12 protein-coding genes and 1 tRNA gene are annotated in these 13,945 nt (G+C 65.7%); 4 read left to right on the top strand and 9 right to left on the bottom strand.

Translation table 11 applies throughout. From position 1 onward, the window contains the following. Positions 1-148 precede the first annotated feature (148 nt). From rimO to ACE3RQ_RS18590, 5 genes are all read right to left on the bottom strand, one after another. The gene (gene rimO / locus ACE3RQ_RS18610; protein ID WP_374523585.1) at positions 149-1,534 is read right to left on the bottom strand and encodes a 30S ribosomal protein S12 methylthiotransferase RimO; all 1,386 of its coding nucleotides are present in this window, start codon (positions 1,532-1,534) and stop codon (positions 149-151) included. A 28-nt stretch (positions 1,535-1,562) separates the two neighbouring features. Next, entirely contained in the window at positions 1,563-2,102 is a 540-nt protein-coding gene (gene phaR, locus ACE3RQ_RS18605; protein ID WP_374523584.1) for a polyhydroxyalkanoate synthesis repressor PhaR, read from the bottom strand. A 155-nt stretch (positions 2,103-2,257) separates the two neighbouring features. Beyond that, positions 2,258-2,334, bottom strand: a tRNA-Val gene (locus ACE3RQ_RS18600). Between the two features lie 42 nt (positions 2,335-2,376). Beyond that, positions 2,377-4,689: a bifunctional (p)ppGpp synthetase/guanosine-3',5'-bis(diphosphate) 3'-pyrophosphohydrolase gene (locus ACE3RQ_RS18595; protein ID WP_374523583.1), complete on the bottom strand. Its 2,313-nt coding sequence runs from the start codon at positions 4,687-4,689 to the stop codon at positions 2,377-2,379. 9 nt (positions 4,690-4,698) lie between these two features. After that, positions 4,699-5,610, bottom strand: a complete 912-nt coding sequence (locus ACE3RQ_RS18590; protein ID WP_374523586.1) for an alpha/beta fold hydrolase — start codon at positions 5,608-5,610, stop codon at positions 4,699-4,701. A gap of 91 nt (positions 5,611-5,701) precedes the next feature. Between ACE3RQ_RS18590 and ACE3RQ_RS18585 the strand changes: the two genes are divergently transcribed. After that, positions 5,702-6,472 (top strand): 3-hydroxybutyrate dehydrogenase, encoded by a 771-nt coding sequence (locus ACE3RQ_RS18585; RefSeq protein WP_374523582.1) that lies wholly within the window; start codon positions 5,702-5,704, stop codon positions 6,470-6,472. Positions 6,473-6,511: 39 nt separating this feature from the next. Here the strand turns inward: ACE3RQ_RS18585 and ACE3RQ_RS18580 are convergent, their stop codons facing one another. Together ACE3RQ_RS18580 and ACE3RQ_RS18575 are read right to left on the bottom strand one after the other, a co-directional pair. Then, entirely contained in the window at positions 6,512-7,261 is a 750-nt protein-coding gene (locus ACE3RQ_RS18580) for an SIMPL domain-containing protein (RefSeq protein ID WP_374523581.1), read from the bottom strand. Then, a complete protein-coding gene (locus tag ACE3RQ_RS18575) occupies positions 7,258-7,551 on the bottom strand; it encodes a hypothetical protein (RefSeq protein WP_374523580.1) in 294 nt (97 codons plus the stop codon). Before ACE3RQ_RS18575 ends, ACE3RQ_RS18580 begins: the two co-directional genes overlap by 4 nt. Positions 7,552-7,719: 168 nt before the next feature. On the opposite strand from ACE3RQ_RS18575, the gene ompR reads away from it, so the two are divergent. Then, positions 7,720-8,451, top strand: coding sequence for a two-component system response regulator OmpR (gene ompR / locus ACE3RQ_RS18570; protein ID WP_374523579.1), 732 nt, complete (start codon positions 7,720-7,722; stop codon positions 8,449-8,451). Beyond that, complete coding sequence (locus tag ACE3RQ_RS18565) at positions 8,451-9,854, top strand: ATP-binding protein (RefSeq protein WP_374523578.1); 1,404 nt, start codon at positions 8,451-8,453, stop codon at positions 9,852-9,854. Before ompR ends, ACE3RQ_RS18565 begins: the two co-directional genes overlap by 1 nt. Before the next feature lie 12 nt (positions 9,855-9,866). Here the strand turns inward: ACE3RQ_RS18565 and ispF are convergent, their stop codons facing one another. Continuing rightward, positions 9,867-10,349: a 2-C-methyl-D-erythritol 2,4-cyclodiphosphate synthase gene (gene ispF, locus ACE3RQ_RS18560; RefSeq protein WP_374523577.1), complete on the bottom strand. Its 483-nt coding sequence runs from the start codon at positions 10,347-10,349 to the stop codon at positions 9,867-9,869. Then, a complete protein-coding gene (gene ispD, locus ACE3RQ_RS18555) occupies positions 10,346-11,074 on the bottom strand; it encodes a 2-C-methyl-D-erythritol 4-phosphate cytidylyltransferase (protein WP_374523576.1) in 729 nt (242 codons plus the stop codon). Before ispD ends, ispF begins: the two co-directional genes overlap by 4 nt. Before the next feature lie 94 nt (positions 11,075-11,168). On the opposite strand from ispD, the gene mfd reads away from it, so the two are divergent. After that, the coding region (gene mfd / locus ACE3RQ_RS18550; RefSeq protein ID WP_374523575.1) for a transcription-repair coupling factor at positions 11,169-13,945 on the top strand (2,777 nt) is incomplete at its 3' end.

The following is a 13,945-nucleotide window of genomic DNA, read 5'->3' as shown; positions in this document are numbered from 1 at the left end:
AGACGCACTAGTTTCAGGTACTAGCGGGTAACTCCGTGGAGGTTCGAGTCCTCTCTTGGGCACCAAGAACATGGCCCGCTGATCAATGATCAGCGGGCCTTTTCTTTTCCGCGCTCCGAACGAAGGGCGCAAGCGCCCCCCCGCCTCGTCAGATCGGCATGGCCACCAAATCATGCCCTTCGGCCGCCACGATGCGCGCCTTGGTGAACTCGCCCACCTTCAGCACCTTGCTGATTTTCTGGGGCGGCAACAAGCGCACCACACCATCGATCTCTGGTGCGTCGGCATAACTGCGCCCCACACCACCCTTCTTGCCCAGGCCCGGCGCCGAATCGACCAACACCTGCATGGTGGCGCCCACGCGCTGGCGCAGCCGCTCGGCGGACACCGCCTCAGCCACCGCCATGAACCGGGCGCGGCGCTCCTCACGAACCGCTTCAGGCACGGGATCGGCCAAGGCGTTGGCCGCCGCCCCCTCCACCGGGGAATAAGCAAAACAGCCAGCGCGGTCGATCTGCGCCTCACGCACGAAGTGCAGCAAGTGCTCGAACTCTGCCTCGGTCTCGCCAGGGAAGCCCGCGATGAAGGTGCTGCGCACCACAATCTCAGGGCAGATCTCGCGCCAGCGCGCGATGCGCTCCAGGTTCTTCTCGCCGCTGGCAGGCCGCTTCATGCGCTTGAGCACGTCAGGGTGACTGTGCTGCAGGGGCACATCAAGGTAGGGCAGCACCAGCCCCTCAGCCATCAAAGGAACGACATCGTCCACGTGCGGATAGGGGTAAACGTAGTGCAAGCGAACCCAGGCACCGAAAGGTTTGGCCAGCTCACCAAGAGTGCGCACCAGATCGAGCATGCGGGTCTTGACCGGCTTACCGTCCCAGAAGCCGGTGCGGTACTGCACGTCCACCCCATAGGCAGAGGTGTCCTGACTCACGACCAACAGCTCTTTCACGCCCGACTCGAACAGCTTGCGGGCCTCGGTCAACACATCGCCAATCGGTCGGCTGACGAGGTCACCGCGCATTGACGGGATGATGCAGAAGGTACAGCGGTGGTTGCAGCCTTCGCTGATCTTGAGATACGCGTAATGGCGCGGCGTGAGCTTGATGCCTTGAGGAGGCACCAGGTCAACAAAGGGGTCGTGCGGCTTGGGCAAGTGCTTGTGCACCGCCTCCATCACCTCGTGGGTGGCATGGGGCCCCGTCACCGCCAGCACGCTCGGATGCATCTCTTGCACCAGGTTGCCCCCGCCCTGCCCTTCGCGAGCCCCCAGGCAGCCAGTGACAATGACCTTGCCGTTCTCGGCCAAGGCCTCGCCGATGGTGTCCAGGCTTTCCTTGACGGCATCGTCAATGAAGCCACAGGTGTTGACGATGACCAGATCGGCCCCAGCGAAGGTCTTGGAGGTCTGGTAACCCTCGGCGCTGAGTTGGGTCAGGATGAGTTCCGAATCGGTCAGGGCCTTGGGGCAGCCAAGGCTGACAAATCCGACTTTGGGCGTCGTGGTGCCCAGGGATGCAGGGGTATCGCTCATGGGCCCGATTGTCTCAGACCCCAAGCCACTAGCGCTTGATGCCCAACGCCGCCAAGAATTGCTCGCTGTTCTTCTGCATCTGCTCCTGCATCTGCGTGAAGGCGTTGCGAGACTGCTCGAGGTAGGTGCCCATCATTCCCTGCATCATGGGCGACTGCATGTTCATGAACTGCTGCCAGGCCTCGGGGTTGAGCCCGCCCGGCTGCTCGGTCATCTTCTGCTGCAGGTCCATGAAGATCTGGATGTTCTTCTCCAGGTACGACCCCATGAAGTCTTGCATGGCGTGACCATAGAAGCGAATGATGTTGGCCAGCACCTGCTCGGTGAAGATGGGCACGCCAGCCGTCTCTTCCTCCAGGATGATCTGGAGCAGGATGCTTCGCGTCAGGTCCTCGTTGGACTTGGCGTCACGCACGACGAACGGCTCGTTCGCCATGACCAGGCCTTTGACCTCGGCCAGGGTGATGTACGACGACGTATCGGTGTCGTACAGGCGCCGATTGGGATACTTCTTGATCACCCGGACAGCCCCCTTGGGGCTGCTGGCATCGGCCTTGGATTTCTGCACGACTGGACTTTCGAAAGGGAGACGATGGGGCGGCGCCATTGGCCTGCGCGAGCCTGCATTCTAGAAACCCCCTGGGGTGATGCAAGAATGGGTTTTCCCTGTGCGCTTCGGCAACAAAAAAGCCTGGCTGAACCAGGCTTTGCGTCTCGGATGTTTGGTAGGCGCGATTGGACTCGAACCAACGACCCCCACCATGTCAAGGTGGTGCTCTAACCAGCTGAGCTACGCGCCTACAAACGATTCGAAGCTGAAAGTATAGCAGGTATTTTGAGGCTCACTTGCGGCGCACCACGCGCACGCCCGGCACCTCGCCCACAACCGACATGGCGCGGGTGACCTGGCGGGCGTCCGCCACCTCGATGGTGAATGTCATCCAGGCCACGCCCTTGACCGTTTGCGTCTGCACCCCGATCACGTTCATCTTCTCGCGGGCAAACACGTCTGAGATGTCGCGCAACAGGCCCTGGCGGTCAGACGCTTCGATGGCCACGTCCACCGGGTACACAGGCGCGTGGTCGCGGCTGACGCCCGACAGCCCTCCCCATTCGACATCAATGACCCGATCGGGCGCTTTGCGCACCAAGTGCTGAAAGTCGGCGCAGTCAGCGCGGTGCACACTGACGCCCTTGCCTCGGGTCACGAAGCCTCGAATGTCGTCGGGTGGCGCGGGTCGACAGCACTTGGCCAGTTGGGTCATCAAGGAGCCCACGCCCACCACCAGCACATCTCCAGCACCACCGGCCGATGGCCGGCGAGGCTTTTTCAGCCACTGGGCCGGGGGCGCGGCAGGCGTCGGTTCGGAGGGGCGCAACTGGGTTTCGATGGCGCGCAGCGACAACTCATCCTTGCCCACCTGCTCGAACAACTCTTGAGCAGACTCAAGGCCCATGGCCACGGCGAGGTCGTCCAGCTTGATGGCGGTCTTGCCCTCGCGTTGCAGCAGTTTTTCCACCGCCTCGCGCCCGCGGGCCACGGTCTCTTGCAGCGCCTGGGCGTTGAACCAGGCGCGAACCTTGGTGCGCGCGCGGTGACTGACGAGATAGCCCAGATCGGGGTTCAACCAGTCTCGCGACGGCCCGCCCTCCTTGGCGGCGTTGATCTCAACCGTCTGGCCGTTTTGCAGCGCGGTGTTGAGTGGCACCATGGCACCGTCCACGCGCGCGCCGCGGCAACGGTGACCGAGATCGGTGTGAACGTTGTAGGCAAAGTCCACCGGGGTAGCGCCTTGCGGCAGCTCCACGATGGCGGCGTCAGGCGTCAGCACGTAGATGCGGTCATCGAACAAGCCCCCAGCCGAGCCGCTGAGGTCGCGCTCCCAAGCCAGCAGCTGACGCAGCACTGCGATCTTGGCGTCGTACTCTGAACTGGCCGACACGCCAGCGTAGCCCTTCGATCCTGCCTCCTTGTAAGCCCAGTGGGCCGCCACGCCATGCTCGGCATGGTCGTGCATGGCCTGGGTGCGGATCTGGATCTCGAACGCCCTGCCCTGCGCGTCGCGCACCACCGTGTGCAACGACTGGTAGCCATTGGGCTTTGGCTTGGCGATGTAGTCGTCAAACTCGTCTGGCACCGGCGCGAAATGGGCGTGTACGTAAGCCAGCACCGCGTAGCAGTCTTCAAGCGTGGGCACGATCACGCGCAGCGCGCGAATGTCGAACACCCGGTCAAAGCCCAGGTCCTTGCCCCGCATCTTCTTGACGATGCTGTAGATGTGCTTGGGCCGCCCCTGAACCGACGATGCAATGCCCTGCGCCAGCAGGTCGGTCTGCAGTTGCACCCGCACCTGTTCGACGTGCACCTCGCGCTCAGCCCTTTTTTCGTCCAGCAGGCGCGCCACTTCCTTGTAGGTCTGTGGCTCAAGGAAACGAAAGGCCAGGTCCTCCATTTCCCATTTGATTTGCCAGATGCCCAGGCGGTTGGCCAGCGGCGCGAACACGTGCAGCGATTCGCTGGCCAGCGCCTCGCCAGGGTTGCCTTTGATGGACGCGAAATAGCGCAAGGTCTGCAGGCGCGAAGCCAGGCGAAGCATCACCACGCGCAGGTCGCGAGAGAAGGCCAGCAGCATCTTGCGCACGTTTTCCGTCTGGCTGGCGGCCAGTTCGGAAACAGGCGCCTTGCCGGGGCCGGGCGTCGGCTGCGCGGCATCGCTGGCGGCCTGGCGCTCTTCGGCCTTTTTTGCCTGCGCCGCCGCGGCCTTGTTGCGCGTCTGGCGCTGCAATTGCACCAGCTTGGTGGTCTCCAGGGCCAGCGCAGCGAAGTGCTCGCCAAAGGCCTTGGCGATGACCTCTTGCGGCTTGTTCAGGTGTTGGCAGGCGTACACCAGGTAGGCCGCTGCCTGCATGGCCTCAGAGCCCCCGATATCGCTGAGGATCTGCGCCACCGCATCGGCGTGGGCAAAGACGTTTTCGCCGGTGTCCAGCGACTCACAGGTCAGCAGGGGTTCGGCAAAGGCACGCGCCCGGGCCAGTGCATTCACTTGGTGGGGCAGGCTGGCGGCCGTGGCGGCCACGATGGCAGATGACTGCCCTGCCGGCAGAGGGGTGCTCGCCGAACTGGCGGGCAACGCAGGGGGAGAAGATCGTTTCATGCAGGCTACTCAGGCGGTCCAGAGGAAATCTCGAACCGCGGCAATCTGGTTGTCGGCCACCAGGGTGGGGGCATGGCCAACGCCCTCGAACCTGACGCAAGCGGGGTGCGGCCCGCGGGCCTGCATCTGGGCCACGGTGGCCTCGCTCAGCAAATCGGACTGCGCCCCGCGCAGCAGCAAGGTGGGGCAGGCGATCGCATCGTAGAGCTGCCACAAGGCCGCTTCACCCTGGCGCACCGCCTCTTCGGGGTTGGGGCTCTGCAGCAACGCCTTGACGGGTTGAGCCAGAGCCGGGTCGTAATGCAGGTACCACCGGCCTTCGCGCTCCCGCAACATGGGCAGGCTCAGGGCGCGCCACTGTTCGGGGGTGTGGGGACCAAAGTCTTGCGAGATGGAGGCCAGGTAATCCACGGCCTGCTGTTCGCTGTCAAACGACGGGTTTTGCCCTAGGTAGGCGCCAATGCGCTGCAAGGCTTCCAGTTGAATGATCGGACCCACGTCATTGAGCACCAGGCGGCCGATGGACAGGGCTGGCTGCGCGGCCACCGCCATGCCGATCAAGCCCCCCATGCTCGTGCCCACCCAGTCGATGCGGGCATCAGGCTGCTGGCGACGAAGCTCACCCAGGAGCGCCACGGCATCGGCCACATAGGTGGGCAGCTGGTAGCCCATGGGATCGGCGAGGCGGTCACTGTGGCCACGGCCCGCCACGTCAAAGGCCACCACGCGGCAACGGGGCTGCAAGGCCTTGGCCAGGGCATCGAAGTCGCGCCCCTGGCGCGACAGGCCGTGGGCGCACACCACGACATGGCGGCTGGCGGGATCGGGACAGGGCCAATCCCACCAGGCCATTTGGCGCGGCGAGCCGCTGGGGGATGCCGGCAAGCCGACGGCAAGGCGCTGAAGCTGAGGATCGGACATGGTGCTAAGAGGCAATGTCATCAGGAGGTGTCATGGCCTCCCCCTATGATTTGGGTGTCTTGAACCGATCGTAATGGAACTGGAGACCCACATGCTTGCTCGAAAAACCGCCCTCGTGACCGGATCCACCAGCGGGATTGGCCTGGGCATCGCCAAGGCCTTGGCTCGTCAGGGCGCCAACATCGTTCTCAACGGCTTCGGTGAAATCGAGGCAGCCAAGGCCGAGGTGAAGGCACTAGGCGTCGAGGTGGAGTACCACGGCGCCGACATGAGCAAACCGACCGAGATCGAAGCCATGATGGCCTTTGCAGCCCAGCGCTTCGGCCAGGTGGACATTCTGGTGAACAACGCGGGCATCCAGCACGTGAGCCGTGTGGAAAACTTCCCCGTGGAGCGTTGGGACGCGATCATGGCCATCAACCTGACCAGCGCCTTTCACACCACGCGCCTGGCCCTGCCAGCCATGCAAAAGGGCAACTGGGGCCGCATCATCAACGTGGCGTCGGTGCACGGCCTGGTGGCCTCGGCGGAGAAGTCGGCTTACGTGGCCGCCAAGCACGGCATCGTGGGCTTGACCAAGGTCACCGCACTGGAGAACGCCACCACCGGCATCACCTGCAATGCCATCTGCCCGGGCTGGGTGCTCACGCCCTTGGTGCAGAAACAGGTGGACGCGAAGGCCGCAGCGCTGGGCATTTCCAACGACGAAGCCACCCGGCTGCTGCTGGGCGAGAAAGAGCCGTCGATGCAGTTCACCACGCCCGAAGAGTTGGGCGAGTTGGCCGTTTTCTTCTGTTCGCCGGCCGCCAACAACGTGCGTGGCGTGGCCTGGAACATGGACGGCGGCTGGGCCGCCCAGTAAGCGAGCAGCCAGCCAACGGCGCGCTGAGCGGCCTCGCGCTCAGCGCAGCTGAACCGAGCCAGACACCGTCACCGACACGGTGCTGGTACCGGCCTCCACCGGAATCGGGGCATCGCTCATGGCCGCTTTGGCTTCCATGGCCATGGGACGAGCGTAGATCGGGCGCCCCGGTTCGTCGGCGGCGCTCACCGAGACCTCACGCAACTGGTACCCGGTAAAGCCGAAGCCCTGGGCAATCTCGGCTGCCCGGGCCTTGAAGCGATCAATGGCCATGGCTTGCACCTGCGACTCCAGCTTGCGGCGCGCCTCGCGCGACAACGAGAACCCCATCTGCCCCACCGTCATCCCAGACACCTTGCCGGCCGCGGCGCTGATGCGCTCAATGTCGCGACCTTCGATGATGACCTCGGCCGAGCCATGCCACCCCGCCATCTTGCCGGCGCTGGCGTAGCGAGGGTACACGCCGAAGGAGCCGGTGCGCACTTCGAAATCGCCAGGGCGCACCTGCGCGCGCAAGCTTGCGAGGGCAGCCTCAGTGGCCTGCTTCAACTGGTTTTGCACGGTGGCCGCGTCCGAGGCTTCGCGGGTGGTGCTCAAGCGCACGGTGAGCCAGTCTTGCGGCACATCGACCGAGCCCGACGCTTGCAGCTGCACCACGTTGCTGGGAACGGGCACGGTCTGCGCATTGGCGACTGGCGCCAGGGTCAGGGCACCAAACGCGAGACCGATGACAAGGGCGTGACGAAAAGAGGCAAATCGGGGGCTGGGCATCTGGGTGTTCACGGTCATGGTTTGATGGATCGGTCTGGGAATTGGTGGCCTCGCAACTGCTCTCGCAGGCGAAGGCGCTCTTCATCGGACAGCCGATAGGGCTGGCCAGGGCCAGTGGAGGTGTCGAAGGGCTGACGCAGCACCTCGCGCAAGCGGGTGCCGCCCCTTGGTTCGCCCATGTCGGTCGCGATGGGCACGATGGACGAGGGTGGCGCCATTGCCGGGGCGTCGACGCGGGCGCGCTCAGGGCCCGCCCAGGCCGCCGAGAGCGCCACCCAACCGAGGCTGAACAAGATGAAGGGTTTCATAACGCAGCAAACTCCAAGAGACGGACCATTGTCTCGGTGGCCTTCCGGCTTCTCTTGGGGGTATTGGGCAACATCTGTAACAGGGTGTCAGAAAAACAAAAATCGAGCGCTGACAAGCACTTGGCGCTGCCAGAATCGCGTTTGTTACATTTAACGGAAGTTGCTCTTATGCCACAAACGCAAACCCGTCCCAACAAAATCCTGGTGGTCGATGACGACGTTCGCATTCGCGACCTGTTGCGCCGCTACCTCATGCAAGAGGGTTTCGAGGTGATGCTGGCCGAGGACGGCAAAGCGCTCAACCGCGTGATGCAGCGTGAAGCGGTGGACCTGATCGTGCTGGACCTGATGATGCCGGGCGAGGACGGGCTGTCGATCTGCCGTCGTTTGCGCGCCAACGGCGACCGCACGCCCATCATCATGCTCACAGCCAAGAGCGAAGACGTGGACCGCATCGTCGGCCTGGAAGTGGGTGCAGACGATTACCTGGGCAAACCTTTCAACCCCCGCGAACTGTTGGCCCGCATTCATGCCGTGCTGCGCCGCCGCCCCCCGACCGAAGTGCCCGGCGCACCGTCGCAAGAGGCCGAGGTGGTGAAGTTTGGCCCCTTCGAGTTCGACCTGAGCCTTCGCACGCTGCGCAAGGACGGCACAGACGTTCCCCTGACCACCGGCGAGTTCGCGATGCTCAAGGCCTTGGTGCGCCACCCGCGCCAACCGCTGTCGCGCGAAAAGTTGGCACAACTGGCCCGCGGCCGCGAATTCGAGCCCTTTGACCGCAGCCTGGACGTGCAAGTCTCACGGCTTCGAAAGCTGATCGAAGAAGACGCCGCTTCGCCGCGCTACCTGCAAACCGTGTGGGGCGTTGGGTATGTGTTCGTGCCGGACGGCAACAACTGATGAGCCACGACTCGCGCCTGCCGTTCGAGGCCCTGCCCACCGGGCTGGAGACGGCACCCGCCCCGCTGGAAATGCGGCCGCAGCGCGGCGTGAGCCTGTTCTGGCGCACGTTCTTCTTTCTGACGCTGCTGCTGGTGGGCTCCATCGTGGCGTGGTTGCAGACCTTTCGGGCGCTGGAATACGAGCCTCGTGCGCTGCAGAGCGCCCAGCAGTTGGCTTCGCTGGTGAACCTGAGCCGCGCGGCCCTGGTGCACTCCGACTCGATCGCCCGGGTCTCGCTCATCAAGACACTGGCGGCCGAAGAAAGCCTGAGCATTGCGCCGCGTGAGCCCAATGACAACTTCAAGCTCTACGACACCGATGCGCTGAGCCGCAACGTGTCGGCCCGCCTGAAAAAGCGCCTGGGCAATGACACGGTGGTGGCGCGAGAGGTCAATGGCACGCCGGGGCTGTGGATCGGCTTCAGCATCGATGGTGACCCGTACTGGCTGCTCACCGACCCCTCACGCATCGGCCCCGTGGCAGGCACCACCTGGCTCATCTGGTTGGGCACGGCGGCCCTGCTGTCACTGGCGGGCGCAGCCCTGATAGCGAGGCTGATCAACCGCCCCCTGAAGAAACTGTCGTTCGCGGCCAGCCGGGTGCGCGAGGGCGACTTCAACTCCAGCCAACTCAATGAAGCGGTGGCCACCAGCGAGATCCGCGAGGTGAACATCGGCTTCAACCGCATGGCGCAGCGCCTGTCCAAGATTGAGCAAGACCGGGCGCTGATGCTGGCCGGCATCTCGCATGACCTGCGCACGCCGCTGGCGCGCCTTCGCCTTGAGGCCGAGATGAGCGTGAGCGACCCGGTGGCGCGCGAGCACATGGCCGCCGACATCGACCAGGTCAACGCCATCATCGACAAGTTCCTGGACTACGCGCGGCCGGACAACCTGCGACCGGAGGAAGTGAGCCTGAACCAAGTGGTGGAGGCCGCCGTGTACGCCCTGGGAGAAGACCCCACGCGACAGGTGACGGTGGCCATTCCGCCCGATACCCGGGTGATGGGCGATGCGGTGGAGCTGCAGCGGGTGTTCTCCAACCTGCTGGAAAACGCCCAGCGCTACGGTCGCTCTCCCGGCGATGGCATGGTGCGGGTGGACATCACCGCCAAGGCCAAGGACGACGCGGTGCTGGTGAAGCTGCGCGACCACGGCCCGGGCGTGCCACCCGACCTGGTGCAGCAGCTCACCCAGCCCTTCTTCCGAGGAGACGCCTCACGCAGTGCCGCCACCGGCACCGGCTTGGGGCTGGCCATCGTGGAGCGCGCCGTGGCGCGCATGGGTGGGCGCTTTGCGCTGGCCAACAGCAGCACGGGCGGCCTGGCCGCCCACATGAAGCTGGTGCGAGCCCCGCGCTGAGGGTTTGACGGCTCAGCGCGCCAGCAGCAAGGCGACGGCGCGCGCCTCGATCGACAAGCCCTGCCCCACCGGGCCCAGCTTCTCCGCCGTTTTGGCCTTGATGTTCACCAGGGCCTCGTCCACGCCCAGCGCGCGGGCCACCGAGGCGCGCATGGCGGCCATGTGAGCCGCCAGCTTGGGCGCCTGCGCCACCACGGTGCTGTCCACATTGCCCAGCTCAAAGCCCGCCTCGCGCACGCGGCGCATGGCCTCGGCCAACAGCACGCTGGAATCGGCGCCCTTGAAGCGCTCGTCGGTGTCGGGGAAGTGCCGCCCGATGTCACCCAGGCCGGCCGCGCCCAGCACCGCGTCGGTGATGGCGTGCAGCAGCACGTCGGCGTCGGAATGGCCCAGCAGGCCTTGGTGGTGCGGGATGTTGACGCCGCCGATGATGAGCGGGCGGCCGGGCACCAGGGCGTGGACGTCCCAGCCCTCGCCAATGCGAATAGCGTTCATGAGCGGCTCCTGAGGACGGCTTCGGCCAGCGCGAAGTCTTCCGGGTAAGTGACTTTGAAGTTGCGGGCACAGCCCTTGACCAACAAGGGTTGCAGGCCCGCCTGCTCGATGGCGCTGGCTTCATCGGTGATGCCAGCAAAGCCATCGCCCTCGCATGCGGCCAGTGCCGCGTGCAGCGGGCCCAGCCGGAACATCTGCGGCGTCTGCGCCAGCCACTTGTTGCTGCGGTCCAGCGTGGCGGCCACACGACCACCGCGCTCCACCTTCAAGGTGTCGGGCAAGGGCAAGGCCAGCAGGCCGCCCACCGGGTCGTTCAGGCAGGCGTCGATGAGGCCGTCGATCTCTTGCGGCGTCACCAGGCAGCGCGCGGCGTCGTGCACCAGCACCCAGTCGTTGTCGCTGGCGCCACTGGCGCGCAGGGCACTCAGGCCGTTGAAGACGCTGTGGGCCCGGGTGTCGCCCCCCACGCCCAACACCTCCACACCGGCCGGCACCGTGGTCCAGAACGCATCGCCCGGCGACACCACCAGCAAACAGCGGGCGATGCGAGAGACCGCGCGCAAGGCCGCGAGGGTGTGCATGACCATGGGCTGCCCGGCCACAGGCTGGTATTGCTTGGGTTGGGGAGCACCGGCCCTGGAGCCGCTGCCCGCGCAAGGCAGCAAGGCATGGCAGCGCACGGGGGCGGGCGAGGTGGTGGGGTATTCGGCGGCGGCAGCGGGCATGGTGTGGGCGCATTCTAAAATCTCGCTTTCACACCCCCGGGGCCCTCCTTCGGGGGTGTTTGTCTTGGCAGCCGGCTTGCCCGGCCCCCTCCGCATGGACCTGCCCAAACTCACCCCCGGCAAGCGCCACACCATTCCGCAGCCTGGCGGCGCCGCCGATGCCCTGTTGCTGGCGCAATTGGCCACCCGCGAGGCCTCGGCCAAACGGCTCACGGCCATCGTCACCGCCGACGCCACCGACGCGCAGCGCCTGATCGATGAGATGGCGTTTTTCGCGCCCGATCTGCGCGTGACGCTGTTTCCCGACTGGGAAACCCTGCCCTACGACACCTTCTCGCCCCACCAAGACCTGATCAGCGAGCGGCTGGCCACGCTGTGGCGCATCTCCCAGCGCGAACACGACGGCGGTGCCGACGTGGTGCTGGTGCCAGCCACCACTGCGCTGTACAGGTTGGCGCCACCGGCCTTTCTGGCGGGCTACACCTTTGAGTTCAAGGTCAAGCAGAAGCTGGACGAGGCGCGGCTGAAGGCCCAGCTCACGCTGGCGGGCTACCAGCACGTGACGCAGGTGGTGAGCCCGGGCGAGTACGCGGTGCGCGGCGGACTGATCGACCTCTTCCCCATGGGCAGCCTGGTGCCCTACCGGGTGGACCTGTTCGACGACGAGATCGACAGCATCCGCACCTTTGACCCCGACACCCAGCGCAGCCTCTACCCCGTGCCCGAGGTGCGGCTGCTGCCCGGGCGCGAGTTCCCCATGGACGATGCCGCGCGGGCGAAATTCCGCAGCCGCTGGCGCGAGCTGCTGGAAGGCGACCCGACCAAGAGCCGCATCTACAAAGACATGGGCAACGGCGTGGCCACCGCCGGCATTGAGTACTACCTGCCGCTGTTCTTTGACGAAACGGCCACGGTGTTCGACTACCTGGGCGCCAGCGCCACCCTGGTGCTGCACGGCGACCTGGAGCCGGCCTTCCAGCGCTTCTGGCAAGACACGCGCGAGCGCCACCGGCTGTTGCATGGCGACCCCGACCGCCCGGTGCTGCCGCCCGAGGCCCTGTTCCTGAACGCCGAGCAGTTCTACACGCTGGCCAAGCCCCACGCCCAGCTCGCGTTGCGCGCCGGCGTGGAAGACGTGGAGCACAGCGCCCTGGCCCAGAAGCTGCCCGACCTGTCGGTGGTGCGCGGCGCCGAAGACCCGCTGGCCCGCCTGCAGGCCCACATTCGGTCCACCGGGCAGCGCGTGCTGCTGCTGGCCGAGAGCGATGGCCGGCGCGAGAGCCTGCTCGACTTCTTGCGCGCCAGTGGCGTGAACCCGCCAGCCTTCGATTCGCTGGCCGAGTTCCAAAGCAGCGACGAGAAAACCGGCATCGCCACCGCCGCGCTGACCACGGGCTTTGCCTGGGTGCAAGGCGGCATTGACTTCGTCACCGAGCTGGAGCTATTTGCCGCCGGGCCCAGCGCGCGCCGGCGCAAGAAGCAAGAGCAAGTCAGCGACGTTGAGGCGCTGATCAAAGACCTGTCCGAGCTGAACGTGGGCGACCCGGTGGTGCACGCCCAGCACGGCATCGGGCGCTACCGGGGACTGGTGAACCTGGACATGGGCGAGAAGAACCCCGATGGTTCGCCCGCCCTGCAAGAGTTCCTGCACCTCGAGTACGCCGACAAGGCCGTGCTCTACGTGCCGGTGAGCCAGCTCGGCCTGATCGGCCGCTACACCGGCGTGAGCGCCGACGAGGCCCCGCTGCACAAGCTGGGCAGCGGCCAGTGGGAAAAGGCCAAGCGCAAAGCAGCCGAGCAGGTGCGCGATGCCGCCGCCGAGCTGCTCAACATCTATGCCCGCCGCGCGGCTCGCCAGGGCCACCCCTTCCGCTACTCGCCGCAAGACTACGAAACCTTCGCCAACGATTTCGGCTTCGAGGAAACCGCCGACCAGCGCGCGGCCATTCACGCTGTCATCCAGGACATGATCAGCCCGCGCCCCATGGATCGCCTGGTGTGCGGCGACGTGGGCTTCGGCAAAACCGAGGTCGCGCTTCGCGCGGCCTTCATCGCCGTGACCGGCGGCAAGCAGGTGGCCTTCCTGGCGCCCACCACGCTGCTGGCCGAGCAGCACTACCAGACCCTGGTGGACCGCTTCAGCAAGTGGCCGGTGAAGATCGCCGAGATGAGCCGCTTTCGCTCGCAGAAAGAAATCACCGCTGCGCTCAAGGGCGTGGCCGATGGCTCGGTGGACATCGTGGTGGGCACCCACAAGCTGCTGAGCGAGAAGACGCAGTTCAAAAACCTGGGCCTGCTCATCATTGACGAAGAGCACCGCTTCGGCGTGCGCCACAAAGAGGCCATGAAGCAACTGCGCGCCGAGGTGGACGTGCTCACCCTCACCGCCACGCCCATTCCCCGCACGCTGGGCATGGCGCTGGAGGGCCTGCGCGACCTGTCGGTGATCGCCACCGCGCCGCAGCGCCGCCTGGCCATCAAGACCTTTGTGCGCAACGAGGGCAATGGCGTGATCCGCGAAGCGGTGCTGCGCGAGCTCAAGCGCGGCGGGCAGGTGTACTTCCTGCACAACGAGGTGGAGACCATCGAGAACCGCAAGCAAAAGCTCGAAGAAATCCTGCCCGAGGCGCGCATTGCCGTGGCACACGGCCAGATGCCCGAGCGCGATCTGGAGCGCGTGATGCGCGACTTCGTGGCCCAGCGCTTCAACCTGCTGCTGTGCTCCACCATCATCGAGACCGGCATTGACGTGCCCACGGCCAACACCATCGTCATCAGCCGTGCCGACAAGTTCGGCCTGGCCCAGTTGCACCAGTTGCGCGGGCGCGTGGGCCGCAGCCACCACCAGGCCTACGCCTACCTGCTGGTGCC

Origin of the sequence: Hydrogenophaga sp. (assembly GCF_041913525.1) — a bacterium.
In the GTDB taxonomy this organism is placed as follows: domain Bacteria; phylum Pseudomonadota; class Gammaproteobacteria; order Burkholderiales; family Burkholderiaceae_C; genus Hydrogenophaga.
Note: the sequence above shows the minus strand (reverse complement) of the source record. Positions and strands in the feature narration are given on the sequence as shown.

Coding starts and splice junctions, on each gene's coding strand:
- rimO (WP_374523585.1), bottom strand. CDS start 1,534: ATGAGCGATACCCCTGCATCCCTGGGCACCACGACGCCCAAAGTCGGA.
- ACE3RQ_RS18595 (WP_374523583.1), bottom strand. CDS start 4,689: ATGAAACGATCTTCTCCCCCTGCGTTGCCCGCCAGTTCGGCGAGCACC.
- ACE3RQ_RS18590 (WP_374523586.1), bottom strand. CDS start 5,610: ATGTCCGATCCTCAGCTTCAGCGCCTTGCCGTCGGCTTGCCGGCATCC.
- ACE3RQ_RS18585 (WP_374523582.1), top strand. CDS start 5,702: ATGCTTGCTCGAAAAACCGCCCTCGTGACCGGATCCACCAGCGGGATT.
- ACE3RQ_RS18580 (WP_374523581.1), bottom strand. CDS start 7,261: ATGACCGTGAACACCCAGATGCCCAGCCCCCGATTTGCCTCTTTTCGT.
- ACE3RQ_RS18575 (WP_374523580.1), bottom strand. CDS start 7,551: ATGAAACCCTTCATCTTGTTCAGCCTCGGTTGGGTGGCGCTCTCGGCG.
- ompR (WP_374523579.1), top strand. CDS start 7,720: ATGCCACAAACGCAAACCCGTCCCAACAAAATCCTGGTGGTCGATGAC.
- ACE3RQ_RS18565 (WP_374523578.1), top strand. CDS start 8,451: ATGAGCCACGACTCGCGCCTGCCGTTCGAGGCCCTGCCCACCGGGCTG.
- ispF (WP_374523577.1), bottom strand. CDS start 10,349: ATGAACGCTATTCGCATTGGCGAGGGCTGGGACGTCCACGCCCTGGTG.
- ispD (WP_374523576.1), bottom strand. CDS start 11,074: ATGCCCGCTGCCGCCGCCGAATACCCCACCACCTCGCCCGCCCCCGTG.